Origin of the sequence: Polynucleobacter sp. AP-Nickl1-40-C4 (genome assembly GCF_035012665.1) — a bacterium.
Classification (GTDB): Bacteria; Pseudomonadota; Gammaproteobacteria; order Burkholderiales; family Burkholderiaceae; genus Polynucleobacter.
The window spans coordinates 418,982-443,950 of record NZ_JAYGQR010000001.1; the positions used below are offsets into that span (position 1 = coordinate 418,982).

Sequence of the window (24,969 nt, forward strand, 5' to 3'; positions counted from 1 at the left end):
TAAGGGAATCCACCGAGACAACTTCGACCTCAAATTCAACGTACACTGCAAGCCATGACCAGCAAACATCCTTTACTCAATAAAAATCTGGTGCTGCTGATCATTTGTCAGGGGCTATTCCTCACCAATAACGTCACTTTTATCGCCATCAATGGGCTTGTGGGGCTCAGCCTAGCGCCAGCCAGCTGGATGGCCACCCTACCCGTCATGGGCTATGTTGTCGGGGGCGCCTTTTCTACCTCCATTGTGGCTAAATCTCAAAACTACTTTGGGCGCAGAGTTTCATTCCAATTGGGCTTGCTAGTAGCAATGCTCTCAGCACTGCTATGCGCCTACGCCGCCATCACGAGAAACTTTTGGCTGTTGGTGCTGGGGACCTTTATTGCAGGCTATTACAGCGCTAATGGGCAGCTCTATCGCTTTGCCGCAGCAGAACTGACAGAACAGAGTCAACGCGATAAGGCGATCTCTTGGGTGCTTGCTGGCGGCATCCTCGGTGCAGTCATTGGACCTAATCTAGCCTCCTGGACTCGAGATCTGTTTGATACCGCCTTTCTAGGGGCCTATCTCACTCTATCCATTGCCGGATTCATCGGCATCTTCGTGATGCAATTCATTCAGTTTCCACAAGAGCTTAAGACTCAGCATGCCCTTACTGATGGACGCCCGCTGAAAGTTATTCTCCAGCAGCCCGTCTTTATGGTTGCCATCATTGGTGCAGCATTGGGGTATGGGGTCATGAATCTACTCATGGCCGCCACACCTTTGGCAATGCAAATCTGTGGGCTACCATTTTCGGACACCGCTTTAGTTCTAGAGTGGCATGTGATTGGCATGTTTGCTCCCGGATTTTTTACAGGATCACTCATCCAACGATTTGGGGTATTAAAAGTGATGGGGACTGGGGTGCTTCTGAACTTCATCTGCATTGCAATCGCGCTTACCGGAACCGATCTCCATCAATTCTTTATCGCTTTATTTTTACTCGGTGTTGGTTGGAACTTTTTATTTACTGGCGCCACCTCTCTAGCGATGACTGCCTATCAACCCAATGAGCGAGACAAAGCACAGGCTGCCATTAATTTCTTCGTCTTCGGAACTATGGCCTTCACTTCTTTTGGGTCAGGTGCCCTAGTCACCTCACATGGTTGGAGCATCCTCAATTGGGGATCACTCATCCCTGTTGTAGTGAGCGGTCTGGCAATTTTCTGGCTTGCTCAGCAAGGGAGAAAATCTCGAGTGACGGCCTAAGAAGTTTTAGCTAGCGGCAAGTTAAACAAAAGGTTTTGTGGCTTTAACTTCAGCTGCTGCTGGTCGTTCATGGCAATAGCCATATATACCGGCTTACCAGCCTGCGCTTGAGCTACAGCAGCCTCATCGATAAAGTCTAAGCGAAATAAACAAATCACCTTTTGCAACTCATCTGCCTCTACCAACTCTTTGTTGTAAAGCTTATTAAGTATTTCAGTAGCGGCTGCATCTAGACCAACATGCCATGACCACTTAGGATCCGTAATTTGCTGCATGGGGGTAATGCGCACACTCACTCCGAGGAAATGTTTGATCCATTTCTCTAAAACGCGACAAAAATGATTAATAGGCTCATGCCCAAAATTGAGCTGAACCGCTAAATCAAAATCTTCGTTTCGAGTCCAATAGGTATCAGCATTGTCTTCATGCAGCACATCTAGATCAGCTGAACGCATCGTCATTGACTTGCCTTTAAGCAAATCCATAATGTTGCCCGTATCGCTAGCCTGAGCATTGCGCGCAACTACTTCATCGTCCGCGCCCATCACGATGCCATCCTCGATAACAGTAATCTTCTGAGTTCTGAAAAAGAGCTCGCCCATACGGGCTTCTAGTGGATGCGCATCGTTACCCAGGATATGTCTAATGAAAATTTGGGCGAGTTGAGCAATAAATAAAGGCGGTACGTCCACTCCCTCACCTTTAAATAAACTCATATAAAAGTTCTCTAGGGAGCTTGCCGCTAATAAACGCTTTCGGTAGCGCAGCCAAACGCGATAGTTCTCCTGAATATCCTCATCAGCCATCGCCGAGATTTCATCATCAGCAACATCTGTACGAGGGTTGTCAGTTAAACGCTGATGGAGTGAACGTTCGATAGCGCAAGATTCGGGAACCAGCTTGAGCTCCGGCCTCTCCATATAAATACGCAAAAAGTCATCCGTCACCAACAACTGATCATCAGAACTGATGGTCAGGGTGCTATATGCAGAATTTGGCCAATAATTTGTCATACGTTTTAGCTAAAGCATCATTACCAAAGAGATTTACAGAGCTCAGAATATACTAGCCAATCAATTTGTGTGAAATAGGAAAACATCATGAGTGAACTCAAAAAAATCGATACTGTTGTGGGCGAAGGCAAAGAAGCTGCCGCAGGCAATCATGTGGATGTGCATTACACCGGCTGGCTTTATGACGAGAAGGCTGCTGACCATAAAGGTCAAAAGTTTGACAGCTCCTTAGATCGTGGCCAACTCTTTAGCTTCCCCTTGGGTGCTGGTCATGTGATCAAAGGCTGGGATGAAGGCGTAGCTGGCATGAAAATTGGTGGCAAACGCACACTCATCATTCCTTCTGAGATGGGCTACGGTCCTCGCGGTGCGGGTGGCGTTATTCCTCCAAATGCCACCCTGGTATTTGATGTGGAGCTCCACGGCGTTAACTAAGACGCGCGTATTCGGCAGCAAAACAAAAGCCACCCTTGGGTGGCTTTTTATATACTTTGATCTACTTAAGATCTAAAAACTTAAGAGCGCAGATCCTTGCCGTTCAATGTCAAGCGATTAGACGAACGATTTTGACATAAACCAATCAGACGATTTCTTTCGGCCATCACTTTGTCCGCGTAGCCGCCATCATCCTCGGCATTCGCAGCACCAACGTAGTACTTCAGACCATTACGCAATGAACCAGCTGTAGCGATAAGGTATTTCAAGATATAGGCGCCAACACGGATGTTGACTTCTGGCTTAGCAGCCTCAGAAGTTCCGCCAAAGATTGCATATTTATCTTTATGTACTGCAGTCATTACTTGCATGAGACCTTCAGCACCGGCGTGACTCTTAGTGTTTGGGTTGAAATTAGATTCCACCGAGATTACTGCCAACAAAAGCACTGGGTCGATGTTGACTTCTTTTGCAATCAAAATCGTGTTTGAAACATACTCCTCAATCTTCGAACGATCAAGACTGTATTTCTTCTCAAAGAAGTCAGCTACAGCACGTTGATTCTGAATCGAACCCATTAAGTTGCTATCCAAAGCCTGGGGGTCCATCTTTGAAGTTGGGATGCGGTCAGACAGATGAGAAATCGATTTCACCTGCATTTGCGCCACAGAGGGCATTAACAAAGCTACGGTCTGCTGCTTGGCGCTAGTCAAACTAATTGAAGCAGGAATCTTAGACTTGCCATAGATTACTGCGGCAATCTCAGTATCAGCGGTTTGTGCGGCTGCTACCTCATTAGATTCTTTGTATTGATTGAGTATGCCAAAGCCGCTGCTCCAAACCATATGGCGCGCCTCATCGGGAACAAGAATGCGTGCAAGATCAAAAGCGCCGGCATTAGTACCGTTGCCTGAAAGCCAAAAACCAACAACCATGAACACAGTTAAAACGAGTAGGCCATTAATGACTCTATAGACCGGAGACATGGCGTGCGCCAGCAGCTCTTTAGCAGTCAAAGCGCTTGACTGTGCATTCTGCATATCGCTCAAATTGTTAACTAAACATTTACTCATTCATTGTTTGCAAGGCCTCAAAAAACTAGACTACCGTTTTATGCTGCATTGCAATATTTAAAAAACATGGGTCATCCTAAGAAGTTTCTTATATCAAGTCAAGAATAAAGAAGTGGAAATCAATAACTTATTGATCTAGTAATCCGGGAGATCCCGTATACAGATAGCTAAAGACATATATAAGTCAATAAAATCAATAGCTTATGTAAGTTAGGGGGCACTAATTTCACTCTATAAAAAATTGGCTTAAACAGGACTTTTTTGTGTTTTTGGCCAAAAATTCAAACCAAAAAATCATATATCTAGTGCTTTCATGTCTGTAATTTTCTAGGGGTAGTGGCAAGGCAGATGTTATTGCAAGACAGTATTTACAAGACCTTCTTCAAGAAAACATGCACTTTGATATACAAAAAAATATCGCAAGAGTTCTGATTCTTATTAGCTGTGGAGCTAGCCCAAGATGAAAAATATGGGCTCATGGGAGGTGGAGGTCATACACTAAGAGCCCATGAAATTCATCCGTAACCTTCTTGCACTTGTAGCAATTTGCGCCTCATTAAATGCGCTTGCGGCTTTTGAAGACTGCAAGGATCTATTTCCGGCCCAGCAAATACCCACAAGTCCACAAGCTGGGCGTGACCTATGCTTTGATAGTTTTGCCATCTACTACTCTCCTCAGGATAAAAAGCCAATCTATACCGTTGAGAAGCTTAATCGGGAGCAGCTTTCCGCCCCGCACCCGCGCAGAGGTAATCAGTTTTACGAAGAAGCCAGACTACCCTTCTCCGAACGGGCCCTGCTCTCAGATTACCGCGGAAGCGGCTTTGATAGGGGTCATAACGCCCCAGCAGGCGACATGAGTAAAGAACGCTCAATGGCTCAATCTTTCTCATTGGCTAATATGATGCCGCAGGCAAGGCAAAACAATCAGGGAATCTGGGCCAAAAATGTTGAGGAGCCAACAAGGGCTTATGCGAAAAGAGCTGCTGGCGACATTTACGTATTCACGGGTTCGATTGGAAACCGCGGCAGTATTGGCAGAAGTCACGTAACGATTCCCAGCCACTTATATAAGTTGGTATACGACTCCAATAAAAATACTGCTTGGGGATATTTGATTGAAAACACCAATGAAGCAACTATGACTCCGCCGATCCCCTATCAAGAGTTAGTACAAAAGACGGGAATTGACTTTCATTTACCTGTAGGTGAAGGCAGTAATACAAACAATACATCGGCACAGACCCATGACATCAAGGGGCAAAAGACTCTCGTTGGCGGATGGTATCCCATATTTTTTGACGATTACTCCCCCAGCAAGCTCAATGATGTCATTAACAATATCAAGTCGGGCAAGATAGCTAGCATTCAGATTCAATATGACCGCAATGACACTCTTGCAAAACAGATTGCCTTACAAATTGAATCGCAGGCCAAGTTAAAGGCAGGCCTAATTCAAAGTAGTCCACCAGAATCAGCAACTGTGACTTACGAACGTAATCGCGTCACACTGATTATTCGCTCAAAGTAATTTAGATTTAGCGTGCAGGCCATGCGCCCGCTGAATTGGCGCCAAGAGTCCACGCAGACCATTGTGGTCTAGGGTATGCATTAATTCCAATAATTCACCAAGCTCGCCCTTAGGAAAACCTTCGCGGGCAAACCACGCCAAATAATTCCCCGGCAGATCAGCCAATGCACGCCCTGCGTGCTTACCAAAAGGCATCTTCATTAAAACCAATTTTTCCAAGGACTCAGCGTTCATTTGGGGAAATCTTACAAGCAAAAAAGAATAGGCCTATAGATTCCGCCATTTTTTAAGTCATGGTTATTTTCATTAGTTGAGAACCATTCTCATCTAATGCTATATTGAGAATCATTCTCATTTAGATTGATGACCACCAACCTCAAGGGACCATGAAATTGACCATTAATAGACTTCTTGCATTCAGCCTCTTCTTAGTTGCCACACTTCACTTTTCTTTAGCCCATGCAGGCGAGGGAGTGTTTGGCTGGATTTACACCTTAGATTTGCAGCCTAAGGGCAAGCTGGAGTTTGAGCAGCGCCTACAACTCAATCAACAGCAAGCAGCGGGAACTTACGATGCATTAACTGCTAGGACCGAACTGGAATACGGCTTAACTAACGACTTACAAGTTGCCGGCTATATCAACTCTTACTACACCAATGCAAATCAAAATTACACCAATCCAGAAGCATGCGGAGATGCCCCAACCTGTACAGGCGGTTATGGCGTTCCCTCTTCGCACGATCCTTCCACAGCCTATAAGAAAAGTGGCATTGAAGGTGGCTCTCTAGAAGCAATTTATCGCATCACCAATCCAGTGACTTCGCCTGTAGGTGTAGGGCTTTATTTAGAGCCGACATGGGGAAGAAATAAAGATGAGCTCGAGGCGAGACTCTTACTGCAATCTAACTTTATTGATGATCGATTAATTTTGGCGGGTAACGTTGTAGCTGCGAATGAGCGCTTAAAGTTTATTGAAAACGGCAACGTTCCTGAATCGATGCTCGATTTCCTGGTGGGCGCGAGCTATCGCTTTGCCCCCAAGTGGTCGGCTGGTGTAGAGGCCCGTTTTCATAATGATTATTCAGAGCTCAATTTACGCAATCAAGTTCAAAGAGCCACTTTTGTAGGTCCCAATATGCATTACGCAGCCAAAGACTGGTGGGTTACTGGCGCTTGGCGCTATCAACTCGCAGGCGGCACCTGCATGGGCGGCGGAGAGGCTGAGTGCTCAGATGCTCGTGTCTGGGATAGCCACTCAGTAAATGAATTCATTGTCAAAGTTGGTTTCCCACTCAATTAACCGAAAGAACTCATGGAAATTCAGAACCTATTAGTTGCAGCTTTAGCTCATTTGCTGAAGTTTCAAGCCACCCAATGTCAAACAGCCAAGAAAAGAGCGTTGATGATGTTTGACAAACTCTCAAATGTCCAAGGCATCAACCCAGAAATTCAAGCACTTTGTAATGAAGCGAATGAATTACTTACTGCCTAAATTCATTACCTAGATATCACCCCATGATCTGGAAACCTAACCCCTTAGCTCTTATTGGCATAGCAATGATGAGCGCACCAATCATTGCCCATGCAAAAATTTATGTTTCTGCAGAGCAAGCTCTAAAAATTCTTTTCCCTAACAAAATACTGACGAAGAATCCCGTCATCATTACGGATGATTTGCAAGAAAAGATGCGTATCGCATCCAACATTCGTTACCCCTTTCAGGGCGAGCGCATCTGGAGGGCAGCTGATGGTAGCTGGTTTGTGGTTGACGAAGTCATAGGAAAACATGAAATGATTACTTATGCCGTTGCTATCAACCCAAATGGCAGTATCGCTGGTATCGAAGTTTTGGAATACGTTGAGTCTTATGGTTATGAAGTAGCAGAAGCGCAATGGCGCAAACAGTTTGTAGGCAAGACCGCAAACGACCCTATCAAGCTCAATCAAGATATTCAGAATATTGGTGGCGCAACACTTTCTTGCAAACACCTTACTGATGGAGTGAAGCGGGTAACGGTTTTATATGACCTAGCCCTGAAGAACACCCATTCAAAACCCAGCCTCGGAAATTAACAATGCTTCGTTGCAAACCACTTCTTGGCACCTTTGTAGAGATCTCCATACATCAAGATGATGGGCAAGCGGCTGTTGATAATGCTTTTGCAGCCATTCAAAATATTCATGACCTCATGGGATTTCACCATCCTCAAAGTGAGCTAAGCCAAATCAATCGAAACGCCCACATCGAAGCAGTTGAGATTCATCCATGGACTGCGCAAGTCATCCGAATTGCAAAAGAGGTTCACCTTGAATCCGATGGCCTATTTAATTGTGGAATAGGCCATCGTCTGGTTGCTGCGGGATTATTACCCCGCCATATCAACTTCTCCAATCATGATCTTGGTGGCGTTGAAGACATTCACTTCCTAGCGCCTGACTTGATACAGTCCCGCCGCCCGGTCTGCCTTGATCTGGGTGGAATCGCCAAAGGGTTTGCGGTAGATATGGCGGTGAGAGTCTTAATATCAGAGGGCATCGCATCTGGCTCGGTGAATGCTGGTGGTGACCTACGAGTCTTTGGAAATACATCTCTCCCCATTCAAGTTCGCCATCCTGAGAGTCCTGAGGAGTTGATTGAAATTGGTTCCTTGAAAGATGGTGCCATTGCTACAAGCAGCCTTTATTTTGCCAAAAGAGATGGCCTGAGGAGTCACATCATTAATCCTCTAGCCCAGAATTTTTCCGAGGTTCATGTGGAGATTGCTGGGTCATTCTCTATTCTTGCAAAAGAGTGTGTTTATGCTGATGCACTCACCAAGGTTCTAGCCTTATCCAATAATGAGCATCATCCTTGCTTTAGTCATTTCTCAGCGCAAGCACTAAGGATAGTCGCATGAGCCGCCTTGGGAAGATGCCTCGCTGGCAAAGAACGTTTGTCATCTGCGGCATGATGGCCTGCTCAATCACTGGCCTGATGTATCTTCTAGGGCATCAATTTCAGATCCAAAGATCCACTCTTGGCACACATAGCATTCTCGCAGCTCATGGCATTGCTGCAATGCTGGCTACCTTAGCTCTTGGATCAGTAATGCCATTTCATATCAAGGTGGGCTATAAGTCCAGAAAGCAGTTGTGGAGTGGCTTTAGCCAACTGGGCTTTCTATTTGCACTTCTCATTACCGGCGGAATGCTTTATTACGGGCCAGAGGAAATCCGCGATACTGCAATTGACACCCATTGGATTATGGGGCTAATGTTCGCTGTCATCTTCTTATTGCACCTAACCGTCATTAGGAAGCCAAAAACAATGGTTAGCTAAATTGTGAGAGTGATAAAACAGATTTATTTTTTACAATAATGGCTGTAGAGCAAGTTCATGACCGATAACGTTATGTCACTGGAAAGGGAATAATAAATTTGCTTACCGTCTCTACGTGTCTTAACCAACTTTTTAGTACGTAGTACTGTCAGCTGTTGCGATAAGGTTGGTTGATGTATTCCGGTTGATTCCTCCAGGTCCCCAACGCACCGCTCCTCAACAGCGATTTCACACAACAACATCAGTCGACTCGGGTTTGAAAGTACTTTTAAGAACTCACAAGCCTTTGTGGCAGAAGACTGCATCTTCTTAAGTTCTGCAATTCGTTTTTTTTCGTTCAACATGAAAATTACAGTGCGTTAAGAGGAATCTTTAAATATGAAATCCCGTTGCTTTCCTTCGGAGGCATATCACCTGCGCGAATGTTAATTTGGATCGAAGGCAAAATAAGTACCGGCATATCTAATGTGGCATCACGCTTACTACGCATCTGAACAAACTCATCCTCAGTAATAGCATCATGCATATGAATATTCGATTTCTTCTGTTCAGCTACTGTTGTTTCGTAATTTACTGGACGCCCATTTGGCGGATAGTCGTGGCACATAAATAATCTAGTCTCACCAGGAAAACTTAAAATCCTTTGCATCGACTGATAAAGCATGTGTGCATCACCGCCTGGAAAATCACATCGGGCAGTTCCAACGTCAGGCATAAACATGGTGTCGCCTACAAAAATGGCATCACCTACTTGATAAGCCATACAGGCTGGCGTATGACCAGGAACAAAGAGGGACTTAAAGCTTAGATTTCCAAAGTGAATTTCTTCCCCATCTTTAAGCAAAGCATCAAACTGAGAGCCGTCCGCTTGAAATGCCTCTTCCAAATTAAACACTTTTTTAAATACCCCCTGTACCACCGAGATATGATCACCTATGGCAATCTTGCCGCCTAATTTTGATTTTAGATACGGTGCCGCTGAAACATGATCTGCATGTGCGTGGGTTTCTAAAATCCATTCTGTAGCCAGGTGATTGGCCTTGACGAACTCAATCACTTCATCGGCTGATTTCGTTTTAGTACGCCCTGACTTATGGTCATAATTTAGCACTGAATCAATGATTAAACATGGTGAACCCGGTTTCTCATAAACCACATAAGTTACGGTCCAGGTATCCGGGTCAAAAAAGCCCTTAACAATCGGTTTCATCTATTTATCCAATTTGCTGTAAATGATTTATTTTATGATAAATACTATATAAAAATGTAGACTAATCATAAACCCTGATAGCCAATCACTATAATTCAAGCTATTTTATTGACCTAGATCTAATAAAACATAGAGGTGGAGATAGCATGACTTCAGCAAACTCGAGTTCCAATGTATTTGACGTAGTAATTGCAGGCGGTGGCGCTGCTGGCATAGGCTTAGCTGCTAGCCTGAAATCCAGAGACCACTCTCTAAATATCGCAATCATTGAGCCCTCTGAAGAGCACTATTACCAACCCTCTTGGACGCTAGTGGGCGGCGGTGCATTTAACGTCAAAAATAGTCGTCGTCAAACTAAAGATCTCATTCCATCAGGAGTGCGCTGGATTAAAGAGAAGATTGTGGGCTTCAATCCAGAGGCCAATGAAGTTCTGGTTAGTAATGGTGCTGCAGTTAAATATAAGCAACTAGCAATTGCAACAGGCATTAAGACAAACTGGGATGCTATACCCGGGCTCAAGGAAACACTTGGTAAAAATGGGGTGACCTCTAACTATAGTTATACGTACTCTCCTTATACCTGGGAACTTGTTCAAGGCCTGAAGTCTGGGAAAGCCATTTTTACTCAACCTCCTATGCCAATCAAATGCCCTGGCGCACCTCAGAAGGCAATGTATCTATCTTGCTATGAATGGCAGAAGCAAGGTCGCCTAAACAATATTGAGGTTGAGTTAGACAATGCGGGTGGCGCACTCTTTGGTGTAGCCGACTTTGTCCCGCCACTTATGGAATATGTCAAAAAATATAACGCCAAACTCAATTTCAATAGCAATCTCATTTCCGTGGATGGCCCAGCTAAAAAAGCGATTTTTGCAGTCAAGGATGCAGATGGAAATGTTACGCAGGTTGAAAAATCCTTTGACATGCTGCATGTAGTACCCCCGCAAGGCCCTCAAGACTGCCTCAAGGAAAGCCCTGTTTCCAATGCTGATGGCTTTGTAGATGTAGACCAATTCACCCTTCAACATACTCGCTACCCGAATATCTTCGGACTTGGTGATTGCTGTTCGTCGCCAAACTCTAAAACTGCTGCAGCAGCCAGAAAACAGATTGTGGTCGTCGCAGAGAACTTACTAGCAGCAAAACACAACAAACCCCTGCCAACTAAATATGATGGTTATGGCTCATGCCCACTGACGGTAGAGAACGGGAAAATTGTTTTGGCAGAGTTTGGTTTTGGTGGAAAACTCTTGCCCACTTTTCCATGGCTCATTAATCCACTTAAGGCCACAAGACTCGCTTGGATTCTGAAGAAAGATGTTCTTCCTTGGCTTTACTGGAATGCGATGCTCAAGGGAAGAGAGTGGTTAGCGCGTCCATTTGAAAATTAATTGATGGACTTTTTGCCCTACCTAACCTTAGCAATTGGAGTATTTGTTGGCGTCTTAATGGGCCTGACGGGGGCTGGGGGCGGCATCTTATCAGTACCATTACTGGTGTTTCTTCTGCATCTGCCAATGTCAGAGGCAGGCCCGATAGCATTAACAGCAATTACTGTTTCGGCTTTTGCAGGCGCTGTAATTGGATTCAAGGCCAAAGCACTTCGCTATAAAGCAGCCATGTTAATGGCGATTTTTGGCCTGGTCCTATCCCCGGCTGGTTTATGGCTAGCGCAGAAGGTACCGAATACTCCGCTACTAATATTATTTAGCCTGGTGTTGATGTACGTTTCTATTCGGATGCTTTTACAGGTTGCCAGAAATCTTTCCGGAAAACCCCTTCCACAAATTAAAAGTCCACCCTGCCAACTAGACTCATCAATTGGAAAGCTGATTTGGACAGTGCCGTGTGCTCGTGCACTAATGTTCTCTGGCGCCATTGCTGGATTTTTATCGGGCCTATTAGGTGTTGGTGGCGGATTCATTCTAGTTCCCGCCTTAAATAAATTCACTGACCTGCCAATGAAATCAATTGTTGCCACCTCACTTGGTGTTCTCGCAATTGTTTCTGCTGGGGGTGCCTTTATCTCCCTTGCATCCGGAACCCTGAATACAGCCATTGCAATTCCTTTTGCCTGTGGTTCGCTATTGGGACTTCTGCTAGGAAAAGTATTGGAGCGAAAAATAAGCGGCCCTAGAATCCAGCAAATATTTGCAGTCTTTACGTTGATCATTGCCGTGAGCTTAATGATCAAAGCAATAAATCATTGACGCCATCTTTTAGTGCCCCCTAAAAGACCACTGTCCTCCCTCCTCTTTATACTCAGCTTTAGCCTTTTAGGAGTTCTGCTGATGTCCATTCCAAAGCCAAGCACCTTTCTATCCACTTCCATTAGCGCCGTCTCTGGCAAGGTAAGCAATCTCAATAATGAGCTACTGGAGTACGTAAACCCAGAAAAGCCTACTCACGACCACTCTTCGCAGTATTACAAACGCTTTTTTATTTCCAAATTTAATTTGGGCGATACAGCAGTCGAAGCAAAGTTTTCATCCCCCATGAAAATTGCTGATGGCGATCAGGTCACTGTATCGGGATACCCAAAGGGTGGTAGCTTTCAGGTTCTTGCCTATAACAATCAAACCCAGCAAGTAGCCAGCAATGAAAATTGGGTTGTATTGTGCTTGGGCGCAGCCTTCTTCCTTGCGGTAGCTATAGGCTTACTGAATAGTGAACTGGTAGCTGAAGGCGCATTGATTCCAAAGCTCTTCTTGATTGGCTTTACTTTGGTTGCCCTTTACATGGGCTATCGCGCTTTGCTGATTCGAGAGGCTATAAAGCTCTTATCTAGCTAAAGAAAAAGCCCTTATTGCTAAGGGCTTTTTTATTACTTTCAACTCAAGCAACTACTTAGTGACCACCAGCGCCACCCAAGTAAGCCGCTTTCACAGCGGGATCGTCCTTGAGCTTTTCAGCAGGTCCGTGAGTAGCAATCTTGCCGTTCTCTAGTACATAACCATAATCAGCTACGTTTAAAGCGGCGGCAGCAAACTGCTCAACCAATAACATGGTTACGCCCTGTGACTTCAAGTTAGAGATGATCTTAAATACTTCCTCAACCAAGATTGGGGCAAGGCCCATAGATGGCTCATCCAAAAGAATGATCTCCGGGTTCAGCATCACAGCACGAGCCATTGCTAACATCTGCTGCTCACCGCCAGACAAGGTACCAGCCAATTGATTGCGACGCTCTTTAAGGCGCGGGAACATTTCAAGAGACTTTTCTAAGTCATGCTTGATGTCACCTTTTGGGCGACTACCTGTGAAGCGTGGAAACGCACCGAGCAACAAGTTGTCAGTGACGGACATTGTTGTAAACACGCGGCGGCCTTCAGGGCTGTGAGCCAAACCTAGGCGGGCGATTTTATGAGAGTCGTAACCCTCAATTTTTTCGCCACCCAATGTAACTTCACCGGCCGTTGGCTTAATCATGCCAGTAATAGCGCGCATGGTGGTGGTTTTGCCAGCACCGTTTGAGCCAATCAAAGTAATCACTTGACCCTTAGGAACATCAATATTGATGCCATGGAGGACTTTTACTTTGCCGTAGCCTGCTTCAAGATTCTTAATAGATAACATGGTATTTACCGATTCAATATGTTCTAGTGATTAAGCACCCAAGTAGGCATGAATCACCTTCTCGTCTGCCTGAACTTCAGCTGGTTTACCTTCTGCAATCTTCTGACCAAAGTCCAATACAGAAACGGTATCGCAAACTGACATCACCACATCCATGTGATGCTCAATCAGGATGAAAGTAATACCGCTATCGCGGATCTTACGAATAATGCGCAAGAGTTCTTTGATGTCTGGTGCTGTTAAACCAGCAGCAGGCTCGTCCAACAAGAGCAACTCAGGATCCAATGCTAAGGCACGAGCAATCTCCAGCAAACGTTGCTTACCGTATGGCAAGTTACGCGCTTCTTCATTCGCTAAATCATCTAGGCCAACGAATTTAAGTAAGGCCATTGCACGAGCATATGCTTCAGCTTCTTCTTTCTTATAACGTGGCAGATGTAATGCAATTTCTAACATGTTTGATTTAAAGGTGTGATGCAAGCCAACCAAAATATTTTGGATCGCCGTCATTTCACCGAAGAGTTGAACGTTTTGGAAGGTGCGTGCGATACCAGACAGGGCGATATCGGAAGAAGTCTTACCAACCACGCTTTCACCTGCGTACAACACGTTACCTGCAGTAGGTGTGTAAATACCAGTCAACACGTTCATCATCGTGCTCTTACCGGATCCGTTAGGACCGATCAAACCATGGATGGTGCCGCGCTTGATACTGAGATCAACTTTGTTCAATGCCTTTAAGCCACCGAACTGCATCAATACAGAATCTACTTTCAGGAGCTCAGCACCCGTATTTTGATTGGCAACAGTACTAATGAAGTTAATGGAATCATCCACCTCTTCGTGATCACCGCCGCGAGTAGTTTTAGCCTTACCAACCATCGCCTGGTAGAAGCTTTTCGCGAAACCAACGATACCGCTTTGCAAGTAATACACCACTAGCAAAATCATGAAGCCGAAAATACTCAAACGCCAATCAGAAATGCTATTCAACCAAAATGAAAATGCTGCTAAGCCCACTACACCGATGATTGGAAGAGCTACGCGCTTAGGAGTAGTTATCTTCTTGGATAGAGCCATGCCAGCCCCCACTACCACCACGATTGCAATAATCGAAGCAACGATGCGGAATAGATTGATGTCGTCCAAGAGTTTTGGCAATAAGACAATGATGGCCGCACCAATGATCGCACCAAGGCGTGACTTACGTCCACCCATAATGATACCGAGCAAGAATAAAACGGCTAGCTCGTTGTTATAGGTATTAGGTGAAATATATTGCTCTGAGTAGGCATACAAGCAACCAGCCAAACCAGCAAAACCAGCGCTAATCACAAATGCGATCACCTTAAAGCGATAAACAGATACACCCATGCAGTCACAAGCAATTGGGCTATCACGCAATGCTTCAAAAGCGCGGCCCATTTGTGATTTAACAAAACGATCGACAACAATCATTGCCAAAATAGCTACTGCTGATACCAACCAAAAATACTCGGTGACGCTCATAGGAACACCCATGAGCTCAGGGAGTGTTAGCTTAATTCCCAATGGCCCTTCGGTTAACCAATCCATCTCATTAATCAGAATCTGCGCAATTGTTCCAAAAGCCAAGGTCACCATCGCCAAATAAGGCCCAACCACCTTGAGAGCAGGCAGCGCCAAGATGCCACCAAAGATAGCCGTAACAATAATGGATGCGGGAATGGTCGCCCAAATTGGGAGGCCTAAATGGAAAAATAAAATACCTGCCGTATAAGAACCAATACCAAACAAGCCAGCATGACCCAAAGATACTTGACCTACATAACCGACTACGATATCCAATCCGAACAAAAGGATGGTGTAGATCAGAATCGTTTCAACTAGGTGAATGTAATAAGGATTGTGGACGAACAGGGGGAAGCAAACGAGCCCCGCAATCGCAATGAATATCGGTAATACAGACTTCAATTTCATCATTAAACTTTCTTAATCGCAGATTTGCCGAAGAGACCAGATGGTTTGTACGCCAACACGAGCAATAACAAGATCAAGCCGGGCACATCTTTGTAACCAGTAGAGATATAAAAACCGGTTGCTGTTTCTACGATACCGAGAATCAAGCCACCAACAATAATGCCAAGGCCGCTAGATAAGCCGCCAATAATCGCTACAGCGAAAGCCTTTAATCCTAGCGCGCCACCCATGGTTGCGCCAGTCAGAGTTAACGGTGCAATCAATACGCCCGCGAACGCTGCAGTTAAAGAAGAAAGCGCATAAGAGAAGGTAATGACTACGCTGGTATTAATACCCATCAAGCCAGCTGCATCACGGTCATTGGCTGTCGCAACAACCGCTTTACCGTAAATAGTTTTACGGTTAAAGAACTCCACCAACAACATCATCACTAATGCGCCAACGACTACTAAAATTTCCATTGGCAGAATATTTGCACCCAAGAAACTCATTGGCTCCATTGGTAACGGCGATGGAAATGGCAATGCATCACGACCCCAAATATTTTCAGCCACGTTCTTGAAAATAATACCAAGAGCGATGGTAGACATAATCCAACCAAACTCCGATTTAATCTTAATTGCAGGACGGACGCCGATGAGCTCAACGAAGCTACCTTGCAACATACCAAACAAGCAAACTACTGGAATCATCACCCAGTAATTCATGCCAAAGGTATCTACGCAAGTTAAACCTACAAGAGCACCCAACATCAGCGCTTCACCCTGACCGAAGTTCAAGGTGCCAGATGTGGCAAATGTGAGCTGAAAGCCGAAAGCGATGACTGCGTAGATCATCCCCACCGCTATACCGCTCGAGAGGATTTGTGCAAACATGTCCATATTATTGGCCTAAATATTCTTAAAACTGTTTTATTAACGAATCCGACATTGTAAGCAAAACGCCGCTTGTAGGCGGCGTTTTGCTTTATCTAATGCTGCAGTGCAAAATAATTATTTAGATTGCCTGCCTTATAGCTTGAATTACTTCTTTTTCGCTGTAGCATCCTCAGCATTTAAGAACTCAACGCGGCCATTTTCAACTACACCCATCACCACGTCTTTTGCCTTGATAGCTTCATGGTCAGTTGCAGTAAATGGCTTGTTATAGGTCATTACAACGCCGTCAACTGGAGTCTTCAGATCTTGCAATGCCGCCAATATCTTTGGTCCCTCTGTGCTGTTTGCCTGCTTGATAGCAGCAGCTAACAAATAAACAGAGTCATATCCCTGAGCAGCAGAAACTGGGGAAGCAATGATGCCATTCTTAGGCTTGAAGTCTTTCAAGTAAGCATCAACGAAAGCTTTACGCTTTGGAGTTGTTGCAGGACTCTGAATGAAAGTTTCCGGCATCGTTGCGCCGTCACCATTTTTACCAGCTGTATCAATAAAGCTAGCCATTGACAATGTCCAGCTACCAATCATTGGTTTTTTCCAACCCAACTTTGCCATACCGTTAGCAATTTGCGCCAACTCAGGTCCAATTGCGTAAGTCAAAACTACATCAGCACCAGCATTTTTTGCTTTGAGCAATTGTGAAGTCATGTCTACGTCACCAATATTGAACTTTTCAGTTGCAACTGGAGTAACGCCATAACTCTTCAATGCCTTCTCTAAGTCCTCGCGGCCTAACTGACCGTAGTTTGTTGAGTCAGCCAAAATTGCTACTTTTTTCAAGCCACGCTTCTCAACCGCTTCTTTAGCGATCATTGGTGCTTGAATATTGTCAGCTGCAGCATTACGGAAAACATAGTTTTCAGCAGCATTTGGGAACTGATGAGTAATCAATGTGCCTGTTGCAACGTTATTAAATACTGGAATCTTTGCTTCTTGATAAAAGCGTTGTGAAGCCAATGCAACACCGGTATTGATGTACCCCAAAGTAGCAACTACTTTTTCGTTGTTAATCAATTCTTGTGCAATTTGAACGCCACGCTCGTTTTTCGCTTCATCATCGCGCTCAACCAAAACGATTTTGTTGCCGTTAATACCACCAGCAGCATTAATTTCTTTTGCAGCAAGGCGAACACCGTCACGCATACTGACACCCATTGAGGATGAACCACCAGTAAATGGACCTGCAACACCAAGTTTGATATCGGCAGCATAAGCGCCGGTTGTAAGCATTGCAGCAGCGGCTACTGCAAAAATGTGATGACGAATGTTCATAAAGTCTCCATGACTAAAAATTGCTAATTAATAAATACTTTTTTATAGGTAAAACCGAAACGAAGAGTTATCTTACTGTTAATACAAAGGCAAAAAAAGGGCCTGGTATTAGGGTTTTACATTAGCCCAAGAGACTCAAGAAAATTGCCGTTTCAGGCTGCGTTCAATGTTTGGCCAAAAAAGATTGATGATCAGTCCAACTATCACCAAGCCCGCTGCCAAGATCTTCCATGGCGGCAATGACTCCCCCAAGAAATAGGCTGCCGCCCCCATGCCAAAAATAGGTACCAGCAAAGGCGCAGGCGCAACCACTGCCGCCGGATGCTTAGAGAGCAGCCACGCCCAGGCGGAATAGCCAAAGATGGTGTTTCCCCAAGACTGCCAAAGAACACCAGCCCATGCCCCTACTGGGGCTGAGGTTAAAGAAGTGCTCATATGCCCCCACCCGCCCTCAAAAAGGAAGGAAATCGCAAATAGAGGGGGAATCGCAAAAGCACTTGCCCAAACCACGTAGGCCAGCATATTAATAGAGCCCGCCCTTCGGCTAACCGTATTGGCAACCCCCCACGAAAAGCCAGTAAATACCACCAAGGCAAGTCCCAAGAAGGTGGTTGTGGCATCAGTGTGCAGCGCAATAATTCCCAAGCCAGTCATAGCAACCAGTACCGCCAGCATTTGATAAGTGCGCAAACGCTCTTTGGCAAAAAACATCGCAAAGCCGATAGTAAAAAATACCTGGGTCTGAATCACCAGGGAAGCTAGACCCGGGGAGATACGGCCATCGATCGCAAAGTACAGGACTCCGAACTGCCCCACACCCACTGCTAAACCATAAATACTAAGATTGACCCAAGATGTTTTGGGTCTTGGCACAAAGAACACCAGCGGAAGAAATGCAAAGGTATATCTGAGTGCAGCGAACAAAAATGGTGGAAAAGCTGCGAGTGACAATTTAATGACTACAAAGTTCGTACCCCACACTGCCACAATAGCCAACGCTAGCAATAAATGACTAGCGGGTAATGAATAGCTTTTCTGTGAAGTCTTAGGCACGCGTTAACAATTCCGACACGCGCTCAGCGATCATCATCGTGGGGGCAGCGGTATTGCCCGAAGTAATCGTAGGCATCGCCGAAGCATCGACTATACGCAGATGATGAATGCCTCTCACGCGTAATTCAGAATCGAGCACCGCCATCGGATCGTTATCGCGCCCCATCTTGCATGTGCCTACCGGATGGAAGATGGTTGTACCAATATCCCCCGCCGCTTTAACCAACTCATCATCCGTTTGATATTGCACGCCCGGTTTGTATTCTTCTGGAGCATAAGGACCTAGGGCGGCCTGCTGGGCAATCTTGCGAGTTAAGCGCAAAGATTCTGCTGCTACCTTGCGATCTTCATCAGTCGACAAATAATTCGGACTAATCACTGGCGGCGCTTCAGGATCTGTCGAGTTAATGTGAACACTACCTCGCGAGGTGGGGCGTACATTGCAAACGCTTGCCGTAAAGGCATTAAATGAATGCAAATCCTCACCAAACTTTTCCAGGGACAAAGGTTGCACGTGATACTCAACGTTGGCACTCTTTTGTTCTGGCGAGCTGTACGCAAATGCACCCAACTGTGATGGCGCCATCGACATTGGGCCAGATCGCTTAAAGAGATACTCCAAGCCGATCATCATCTTTCCCAAAAGAGTATTGGCTTTCGTGTTTAAGGTCTTAATACCATTCACTTTGTAAACCATGCGCAGCTGTAAATGATCTTGTAAGTTCTCGCCAACACCTGGGAGATCAGCGATAACAGGGATACCTAATTGGCTTAAATGTGCGGCAGCGCCAACACCGGAGCGCTCTAGAATTTGTACGCTTCCAATCGCGCCTGCGCTCAACAACACTTCGCCACCTTGCTCGATGGCACATAAGGCTTCGCAGGCTTGACCATCCTTGATGTATTCAACCCCAAGACAATTTTTAGTGGCGGGATCAATTTTAAGTTTTGTCACCACAGCTTGAGTTAATACTGTGAGATTGGGACGCTTTGCCGCATCCCTTAAAAAAGCTTTGGAAGTATTTAAACGCCAACCAGCACGTTGACTCACATCGAAGTAACCCACGCCAAAGTTATCGCCACAATTGAAGTCATCTGAAGCCGGAATGCCCGCCTCAACTGCAGCCTCTTTAAATCGATCCATGATAGGCCAACGTAAGCGCTGCTTTGAAACGGTCCACTCACCACCCTTACCATGCCACTCATTTGCAGCGCTGTGGTAATCCTCAAATGACTTGTAACGCTTAAGGGCATTTTCCCAAGACCAAGAATCATCACCGGTTGCCTGAACCCAAGACTCATAATCACCCGCTTGACCACGCATATAAATCATGCCGTTAATGGATGAACATCCACCCAAAACACGACCACGCGGATACAACAAAGATCGTCCGTTTAAGCCCTTCTCAGCGGCCGTTTTAAAACGCCAATCCGCCCTTGGGTTATCAATGCAATATAAATATCCAACTGGAATATGGATCCAGATGTAGTTGTCATTCTTACCAGCCTCAATCAGCAAGACCTTCTTATTAGGGTTTTCAGTCAAGCGCTTAGCCAGCATGCAGCCAGCACTACCCGCTCCGATGATGATGTAATCGTAGAGATTATTTCGATTGATGTCAGTCATAGCCGTTTTTCAAAGCAAATCTTTTATTAGCACCCATTATTCCTCAAACGCAGAAAATGGGTTCATACTTATTCTCACAAAGGGTTTTCTGCTTAGATAACTACAATATATGCGAGTTACGGAAACATCAATCCAGCAAACTTAAGCCATCTTCAGCCCTCTAATTGCCACCCGCTCAAATGTCCTCGTTAAAAATTTTCGTTGTTTTTCATCAAACATTAGATCAGCGCTTAATTTTTCCCCATTTTACTAATGCGGAAATAGCCCAATGGTTTGTGTTTTATGGGGTGAACATTGAAAAAACGAATAAGAAAATGATAGGCAAAGATGGAGTTGAAAATACAGATTTAGCAAACACCCCTGGAGTCACATTAGAGTATCAACTAGATACCTACCATCCAGAACTGCAACAACAAGGATATATGGAGACATCGTGCTTTCTTCATATACTTTCCAATAATCTATTTCCAGATTCAGATCTCATAGGTGTCACGCAATACGATATGCGGTGGACTGAAAAATCCACAGGCTTGCTCAGAAAAATAGCCGAAGGCAAATCACAAGACGGCCTCATTACTAAAATCAAGGGGGCCTTCAGAAGGGCAATTAACCCAGCATTTGTTTCTCCACAAATTGCTTATGCGCAAGTTGGAGGAAAGATCATGGATAGCACTGGGCAACTAAGCCCCATGACTGCATCCTATGCATTTAACTGGCCCTATCTCATTGAGAGCTATAACAACTTCTTTGGCACTCATTGGTCTATGAACGACCTTCGCAACCAACCCTTGACTCTATGGCAAACCTATCTACTGCCAAGACCAGTTTTTATAAAGCTTGCAAGTTGGCTTAAGGCATTTGTCGATGAAGTAACGCCCTGGGCAAACAAAGCCCCTTATGAAACCCATTGGGGTGTTCTTGGGGGTTACACAGAGAGGGCTGAGGCCCTGTTTATTGCATTACAAGTGAAAAGTGGAGCTCTGATAGTCCACCCACTGATGCTGGAACATGATGAAAATATCCCAAAGAATCTGCAGGTAAGCAAAGAGCACTATGCTGAAGGCGCGAATTAACCAGCCCTCAAATACAAACGAAATATAGCCCCCTTCTCTATACCCATCTAAAATACAGTTATGCACATTAATGAGAAGAATCGCACTCCCAAGCTAGTTGACCCTGAAGATGGGCCCAGCAAGTCAGAACTAAAGCGCCAAATGACTGAACGCCAGAAATTGGCAGAAGTGTTGGCCGCCCTCAGTAGCGATGCCTTGAAGACTATCCCTCTTGATGAAGCAATTAAGGCCGCTATTGCAGAGACTAACAAAATTAAGAGTTTTGAAGCGATTCGTCGTCATAAGCAATATCTTGGCAAACTCATGCGCTTTTTAGACGACGAAGAATTGGATGCGATCCAGAAGCGTTTAGATGCGATTCAAGGTGTGAGCAAAGCTGAGACTGCCAAGCTACATTTCTTGGAAAGCTATCGCGATAGACTCATTGCAAATGATGAAGCGTTTACGAAGATGATTGAGCAATATCCCGATATGGATATTCAGAATATGCGTACCTTAATTCGGAATGCGCGTCGCGAGAAAGAACAAAACAAGCCGCCTAAAGCCTACCGCGAAATTTTTCGCGTTCTGAAAGATATGGGTCTTTAAAGCTTAATCTTGCGAGCAGGCACTTCTACCCAGCGATAGAGATAGGTTGCTATCACCCAGCTAGCAACAATAGCAACCAACATCAAAGCAAGCGCCATGACGCCATCATGAAAGCCGCTCATTCCCCAAGCGATATACAGCGTGTTTGCCAGCAATACAAACGAGAAATGAATTAAGAAAGCGCAATATGATCTTCTGCTCCCCCAGAGAATGACATTTACCAGCTTGTGTTTTCTGGACTGATGTTGAGGGCGCTTCTGGTCTTGCTTCTGATCTTTATAGGCCGAGTCTCCCCAAAGGATTAGGGCAATGGCGACTATATAAGCCAATATATTTCTCAGCCACATTTGGTGAAAGCTTGAAACAACAATAACTACACCAATCCCTACAAACATGATTGTGGCAAAGCGATTTACTTTAGGGTCAGGATAGTTCTTGCAAAGCTGCGCCAGCACCCCAAGTCCATAAGCCCCCATAAAGTAAATGAAGTAGTTTTCATAAGCGCCAGAGCGATTAAAAAATAGCAAGGATGCTACGCAGAGCACCAACAACATCCATATCAGAGAACGAAAACTGGGAAACATCCCCAACATGATTGCCAGAACGGCATAAAGCTGCCAATCAATCGCCACATACCAAACGCCAGCAGAAATCGAATCTAAACCTAAGATCCCTTGCAGAAAAAATAAATGGGCTAAGAACTGCCCTAGGGTTTCTGATTCACCAACAAACTCATCCTGAACCCAAAAACGAGCAACCCAAGCGCACAAAATCGTGAGAATGAGCGCCACTACATAGGGTGCAAATAATCGCAAGTAACGATTAAAGATTACTTTCAATACATTGCGGACATTCTTCAGATCAGTGGAACGAGTCAGTGATTGGGCTGCCAAATAGCCACCCATCACTAAAAAGATTTGCACTGCGTAACGACCGTACTCAAACAACCACGTCATTACCCCTGGTAGTAGCAGCCGTGTATCTTCTGCAATTTGCCCATAACTCGAGAAATGATGCAGGATGATGATTAAGGCTGCAAAGGTCTTTAAAAAATCGACGAGAAGAAAATGGTTTTTGGACTGCACTACTTTGATTTAGTCTTACCCATTAAAGAAGCTAGCAAGGGATTGGCATTTGCTAGTTCTTTTTTGGATTTAGCCTTCTCAGCAACGCCGAGCTTAGGAGACTTGGCAGCGTTTTTCATTCCCTGCGCAGTTTTCAATGCCAGATTCTTATAGAGATCCGTTTTTTTCATGGTCATGATGAAGCTCTCTACTCTAGCGAACGAATCTCAATTACTTAATCAATGAACGAGCTGCTAAGCCCATGAAGAGCAATGACCAACCTTGCAGCAAAAGCTCAATGGCGATCAACATGCCAGGTAGCCAAAGGCTAGACTCTGGATAACCATTCATGATCAGTACACCCATCAAGATAGAGATTGCTGAAGACAGCACCAACCAGAACCATTCACGGAAGTGACGATGCTGAAATGCCGAGATCAAACGCAATGCGCCAGTCACAAAAAAGATGGCAGCTAGCCACAAGGTAATTGCCTCAAGCGCTGGAATTGGGAAGGCCCAAGTAAAGATTGCGGCTGCAATATAAAGGGCCGCTAAAACGAGTTGCACTCCAACACTCTTCCAGCCTTGTGATTTCAAAGCATGAGCGCCTTGCAAGATGCCGCCAGCAAATAAGAAGATTCCTAGAATATTTATTGAGATAAAAGAAAACAATGTCTGACCTGCGATACCAATCATGCCAAGCACGATAAATAAAATTCCAAGGCCAATTAAAGCGCCAGGAACCTTGGCGGCTGCGCCCAATACTTTGGTACGAATTTCATTAATCTGTGCGGTGTTGAGTTCGGCCATATGAATGCTTTCTGTTGAAGTAGTTACAAAAGTAGCCTCTACTGTATCAACAAACCCAGTTTGAGCACGAATATTGCTAATTTGATCGCTGAACCAGTGCCTAGCAGGGCAAAAAACAAAAAAGGGTATTCTTTATCCTTTTACACCCTCAGCAATGGGGATTGTTAGCAAAGAAGGTTATCCCCCATGAATAACACCCTCACCGTTATCTTAGGCATCGTTGCCATACTTCTGCCTCTAGTCGTAGGCCGCCTTTTTTGGAAGCGCTTTGACCATTACTTCGGCCGAAACGATGAGGCTTATATGGATACCCTAGAGTACTTCCTAAAGAAAATCGGCTCCACCGTCTTAGTTGCCTTTGTCATCCTTTGGATTGGGATGAGCCTGGTATTTAACGGCAGTGCTTCATAAAAATGGGAATCCCATTGAAAGAAGTCTTAGTTAAGGCGCAATTGAACTTTGCGGTCTTGGCTTCTATCCTCATTATTGCTGTCTTGGGGAAATTTACCAATCCAGAACTTACCAATAGTATTTTTGTAACTGCTGATCAGTTGGTATCCGAGCTCTACCTAGTGTTTGTCGCCATTACCTTAGGCGCCTTTATCCCCAATTTCAGACTTGTGGCTTTTGGCTCGATTGCCGCCTTTATAGGCGCAGCCGTCTTGATTCACTTGGGCATTTTTACCTACCTCACAACTGAATATTTATTTGCCGTACTGATTGTGGTTCTTGGCTTTGCATCTATCGCCAATCTTTACAGACACTATCGGGAATACGGACTGTAATTCAATAGCGCTTATCGCCATATCTAATAAAACAAAAAGCCCCAAACAACTGGGGCTTTTTATATTTTTTGATTAAGGCGCTTAGGCAGCCATTTGAAATACCCGAATACGGGATTCAATTTCCTTCTGTAAAGTTCTTTTTACAATTCGCATGTCATATTCCGACTGTAAGTTCAGCCAAAAACGCGGCTCCATAGAGAAGAATAATCCCAGGCGTAATGCGGTATCGGCAGTAATTGGCCGAGCGCCATTCACAATCTCACTGATGCGGCTTGGCGAAACGTCGATATCAGCAGCTAATTGTCGGGCAGTAATATCCATTGGCTTCATAAAGTCCTCTAACAATATTTCGCCAGGATGAATTTCATCAAGTAATTTTGTCATCGCCATATCC

30 protein-coding genes are annotated in these 24,969 nt (G+C 44.9%); 15 read left to right on the forward strand and 15 right to left on the reverse strand.

Annotation, left to right across the window (positions count from 1 at the left end; all coding sequences use genetic code 11):
• The first annotated feature begins 54 nt into the window (after nt 1-54).
• A complete protein-coding gene (locus VC182_RS02015) occupies nt 55-1,251 on the forward strand; it encodes an MFS transporter (RefSeq protein ID WP_323484315.1) in 1,197 nt (398 codons plus the stop codon).
• On the opposite strand, the gene VC182_RS02020 is transcribed toward VC182_RS02015, so the two are convergent.
• Nucleotides 1,248-2,264, reverse strand: a complete 1,017-nt coding sequence (locus VC182_RS02020; protein WP_323484316.1) for a DUF6352 family protein — start codon at nt 2,262-2,264, stop codon at nt 1,248-1,250. The genes VC182_RS02015 and VC182_RS02020 overlap by 4 nt on opposite strands.
• Before the next feature lie 87 nt (nt 2,265-2,351).
• Between VC182_RS02020 and VC182_RS02025 the strand changes: the two genes are divergently transcribed.
• Complete coding sequence (locus VC182_RS02025; RefSeq protein ID WP_072583173.1) at nt 2,352-2,699, forward strand: FKBP-type peptidyl-prolyl cis-trans isomerase; 348 nt, start codon at nt 2,352-2,354, stop codon at nt 2,697-2,699.
• A gap of 80 nt (nt 2,700-2,779) precedes the next feature.
• Here the strand turns inward: VC182_RS02025 and VC182_RS02030 are convergent, their stop codons facing one another.
• Nucleotides 2,780-3,772: a lytic transglycosylase domain-containing protein gene (locus VC182_RS02030; protein WP_323484317.1), complete on the reverse strand. Its 993-nt coding sequence runs from the start codon at nt 3,770-3,772 to the stop codon at nt 2,780-2,782.
• 508 nt (nt 3,773-4,280) lie between these two features.
• Here VC182_RS02030 and VC182_RS02035 point away from each other — a divergent pair.
• Nucleotides 4,281-5,303: a DNA/RNA non-specific endonuclease gene (locus VC182_RS02035; protein WP_323484318.1), complete on the forward strand. Its 1,023-nt coding sequence runs from the start codon at nt 4,281-4,283 to the stop codon at nt 5,301-5,303.
• On the opposite strand, the gene VC182_RS02040 is transcribed toward VC182_RS02035, so the two are convergent.
• Nucleotides 5,295-5,537, reverse strand: coding sequence for a DUF3820 family protein (locus VC182_RS02040; RefSeq protein WP_323484319.1), 243 nt, complete (start codon nt 5,535-5,537; stop codon nt 5,295-5,297). The genes VC182_RS02035 and VC182_RS02040 overlap by 9 nt on opposite strands.
• A 152-nt stretch (nt 5,538-5,689) precedes the next feature.
• Between VC182_RS02040 and VC182_RS02045 the strand changes: the two genes are divergently transcribed.
• From VC182_RS02045 to VC182_RS02065, 5 genes are read left to right on the forward strand one after another with little or no spacing between them, the layout of a single operon-like run.
• Complete coding sequence (locus tag VC182_RS02045) at nt 5,690-6,604, forward strand: DUF6662 family protein (RefSeq protein ID WP_323484320.1); 915 nt, start codon at nt 5,690-5,692, stop codon at nt 6,602-6,604.
• A gap of 12 nt (nt 6,605-6,616) precedes the next feature.
• Nucleotides 6,617-6,796, forward strand: coding sequence for a hypothetical protein (locus VC182_RS02050; protein WP_215321555.1), 180 nt, complete (start codon nt 6,617-6,619; stop codon nt 6,794-6,796).
• Between the two features lie 23 nt (nt 6,797-6,819).
• Nucleotides 6,820-7,377 carry an FMN-binding protein gene (locus tag VC182_RS02055; protein WP_323484321.1) on the forward strand — a complete coding sequence of 186 codons (558 nt, stop codon included), beginning with the start codon at nt 6,820-6,822 and terminating at the stop codon, nt 7,375-7,377.
• A 2-nt stretch (nt 7,378-7,379) separates the two neighbouring features.
• Nucleotides 7,380-8,201, forward strand: a complete 822-nt coding sequence (locus VC182_RS02060; RefSeq protein WP_323484322.1) for an FAD:protein FMN transferase — start codon at nt 7,380-7,382, stop codon at nt 8,199-8,201.
• A complete protein-coding gene (locus VC182_RS02065) occupies nt 8,198-8,623 on the forward strand; it encodes a hypothetical protein (protein WP_215321552.1) in 426 nt (141 codons plus the stop codon). The genes VC182_RS02060 and VC182_RS02065 overlap by 4 nt, the downstream gene beginning before the upstream one ends.
• A gap of 23 nt (nt 8,624-8,646) precedes the next feature.
• On the opposite strand, the gene VC182_RS02070 is transcribed toward VC182_RS02065, so the two are convergent.
• On the reverse strand, nt 8,647-8,967 hold the full coding sequence (locus VC182_RS02070) for an ArsR/SmtB family transcription factor (RefSeq protein ID WP_215321551.1): 321 nt from the start codon (nt 8,965-8,967) through the stop codon (nt 8,647-8,649).
• A gap of 5 nt (nt 8,968-8,972) precedes the next feature.
• Nucleotides 8,973-9,833 (reverse strand): MBL fold metallo-hydrolase, encoded by an 861-nt coding sequence (locus tag VC182_RS02075; RefSeq protein ID WP_323484323.1) that lies wholly within the window; start codon nt 9,831-9,833, stop codon nt 8,973-8,975.
• A gap of 146 nt (nt 9,834-9,979) precedes the next feature.
• On the opposite strand from VC182_RS02075, the gene VC182_RS02080 reads away from it, so the two are divergent.
• The 3 genes from VC182_RS02080 to VC182_RS02090 all read left to right on the forward strand — a co-directional run bounded on the left by VC182_RS02080 (nt 9,980) and on the right by VC182_RS02090 (nt 12,625).
• Nucleotides 9,980-11,224 carry an FAD/NAD(P)-binding oxidoreductase gene (locus tag VC182_RS02080; protein ID WP_323484324.1) on the forward strand — a complete coding sequence of 415 codons (1,245 nt, stop codon included), beginning with the start codon at nt 9,980-9,982 and terminating at the stop codon, nt 11,222-11,224.
• A gap of 3 nt (nt 11,225-11,227) precedes the next feature.
• Nucleotides 11,228-12,043, forward strand: coding sequence for a sulfite exporter TauE/SafE family protein (locus tag VC182_RS02085; RefSeq protein ID WP_215321548.1), 816 nt, complete (start codon nt 11,228-11,230; stop codon nt 12,041-12,043).
• 81 nt (nt 12,044-12,124) lie between these two features.
• Nucleotides 12,125-12,625, forward strand: a complete 501-nt coding sequence (locus VC182_RS02090) for a hypothetical protein (RefSeq protein ID WP_323484325.1) — start codon at nt 12,125-12,127, stop codon at nt 12,623-12,625.
• Nucleotides 12,626-12,680: 55 nt separating this feature from the next.
• Here VC182_RS02090 and VC182_RS02095 read toward each other — a convergent pair whose 3' ends face one another.
• The 6 genes from VC182_RS02095 to VC182_RS02120 form a co-directional block, all read right to left on the reverse strand.
• Nucleotides 12,681-13,409: an ABC transporter ATP-binding protein gene (locus tag VC182_RS02095; RefSeq protein ID WP_323484326.1), complete on the reverse strand. Its 729-nt coding sequence runs from the start codon at nt 13,407-13,409 to the stop codon at nt 12,681-12,683.
• 30 nt (nt 13,410-13,439) lie between these two features.
• Entirely contained in the window at nt 13,440-15,368 is a 1,929-nt protein-coding gene (locus tag VC182_RS02100; protein ID WP_323484371.1) for a branched-chain amino acid ABC transporter ATP-binding protein/permease, read from the reverse strand.
• Between the two features lie 2 nt (nt 15,369-15,370).
• Complete coding sequence (locus VC182_RS02105; RefSeq protein ID WP_072583996.1) at nt 15,371-16,249, reverse strand: branched-chain amino acid ABC transporter permease; 879 nt, start codon at nt 16,247-16,249, stop codon at nt 15,371-15,373.
• A 141-nt stretch (nt 16,250-16,390) separates the two neighbouring features.
• Nucleotides 16,391-17,575: an ABC transporter substrate-binding protein gene (locus tag VC182_RS02110; protein WP_323484327.1), complete on the reverse strand. Its 1,185-nt coding sequence runs from the start codon at nt 17,573-17,575 to the stop codon at nt 16,391-16,393.
• Nucleotides 17,576-17,710: 135 nt separating this feature from the next.
• Nucleotides 17,711-18,628, reverse strand: a complete 918-nt coding sequence (locus tag VC182_RS02115) for an EamA family transporter (protein WP_072583998.1) — start codon at nt 18,626-18,628, stop codon at nt 17,711-17,713.
• On the reverse strand, nt 18,621-20,255 hold the full coding sequence (locus tag VC182_RS02120) for a GMC family oxidoreductase (protein ID WP_323484328.1): 1,635 nt from the start codon (nt 20,253-20,255) through the stop codon (nt 18,621-18,623). The genes VC182_RS02115 and VC182_RS02120 overlap by 8 nt, the downstream gene beginning before the upstream one ends.
• Nucleotides 20,256-20,569: 314 nt before the next feature.
• Between VC182_RS02120 and VC182_RS02125 the strand changes: the two genes are divergently transcribed.
• Both VC182_RS02125 and yjgA read left to right on the forward strand, forming a co-directional pair.
• On the forward strand, nt 20,570-21,328 hold the full coding sequence (locus tag VC182_RS02125) for a hypothetical protein (RefSeq protein ID WP_323484329.1): 759 nt from the start codon (nt 20,570-20,572) through the stop codon (nt 21,326-21,328).
• 60 nt (nt 21,329-21,388) lie between these two features.
• Nucleotides 21,389-21,916, forward strand: coding sequence for a ribosome biogenesis factor YjgA (gene yjgA / locus VC182_RS02130; RefSeq protein WP_072583208.1), 528 nt, complete (start codon nt 21,389-21,391; stop codon nt 21,914-21,916).
• Here the strand turns inward: yjgA and VC182_RS02135 are convergent.
• The 3 genes from VC182_RS02135 to VC182_RS02145 are packed head-to-tail and all read right to left on the reverse strand — an operon-like array spanning nt 21,913 to nt 23,790.
• On the reverse strand, nt 21,913-23,001 hold the full coding sequence (locus VC182_RS02135) for an acyltransferase (protein WP_323484330.1): 1,089 nt from the start codon (nt 22,999-23,001) through the stop codon (nt 21,913-21,915). The two genes, yjgA and VC182_RS02135, sit on opposite strands and share 4 nt — an antisense overlap.
• Nucleotides 23,001-23,177: a hypothetical protein gene (locus VC182_RS02140; protein WP_158009036.1), complete on the reverse strand. Its 177-nt coding sequence runs from the start codon at nt 23,175-23,177 to the stop codon at nt 23,001-23,003. The genes VC182_RS02135 and VC182_RS02140 overlap by 1 nt, the downstream gene beginning before the upstream one ends.
• A gap of 34 nt (nt 23,178-23,211) precedes the next feature.
• Complete coding sequence (locus VC182_RS02145; RefSeq protein ID WP_072583212.1) at nt 23,212-23,790, reverse strand: HdeD family acid-resistance protein; 579 nt, start codon at nt 23,788-23,790, stop codon at nt 23,212-23,214.
• A gap of 186 nt (nt 23,791-23,976) precedes the next feature.
• Here VC182_RS02145 and VC182_RS02150 point away from each other — a divergent pair, with 186 nt between their 5' ends.
• Both VC182_RS02150 and VC182_RS02155 read left to right on the forward strand, forming a co-directional pair.
• Nucleotides 23,977-24,201 carry a hypothetical protein gene (locus tag VC182_RS02150; RefSeq protein ID WP_072583213.1) on the forward strand — a complete coding sequence of 75 codons (225 nt, stop codon included), beginning with the start codon at nt 23,977-23,979 and terminating at the stop codon, nt 24,199-24,201.
• Nucleotides 24,202-24,215: 14 nt separating this feature from the next.
• Nucleotides 24,216-24,575, forward strand: coding sequence for a hypothetical protein (locus VC182_RS02155; protein ID WP_323484331.1), 360 nt, complete (start codon nt 24,216-24,218; stop codon nt 24,573-24,575).
• An 81-nt stretch (nt 24,576-24,656) separates the two neighbouring features.
• On the opposite strand, the gene VC182_RS02160 is transcribed toward VC182_RS02155, so the two are convergent.
• Nucleotides 24,657-24,959 carry a HigA family addiction module antitoxin gene (locus VC182_RS02160; RefSeq protein WP_323484332.1) on the reverse strand — a complete coding sequence of 101 codons (303 nt, stop codon included), beginning with the start codon at nt 24,957-24,959 and terminating at the stop codon, nt 24,657-24,659.
• Between the last annotated feature and the right edge of the window lie 10 nt (nt 24,960-24,969).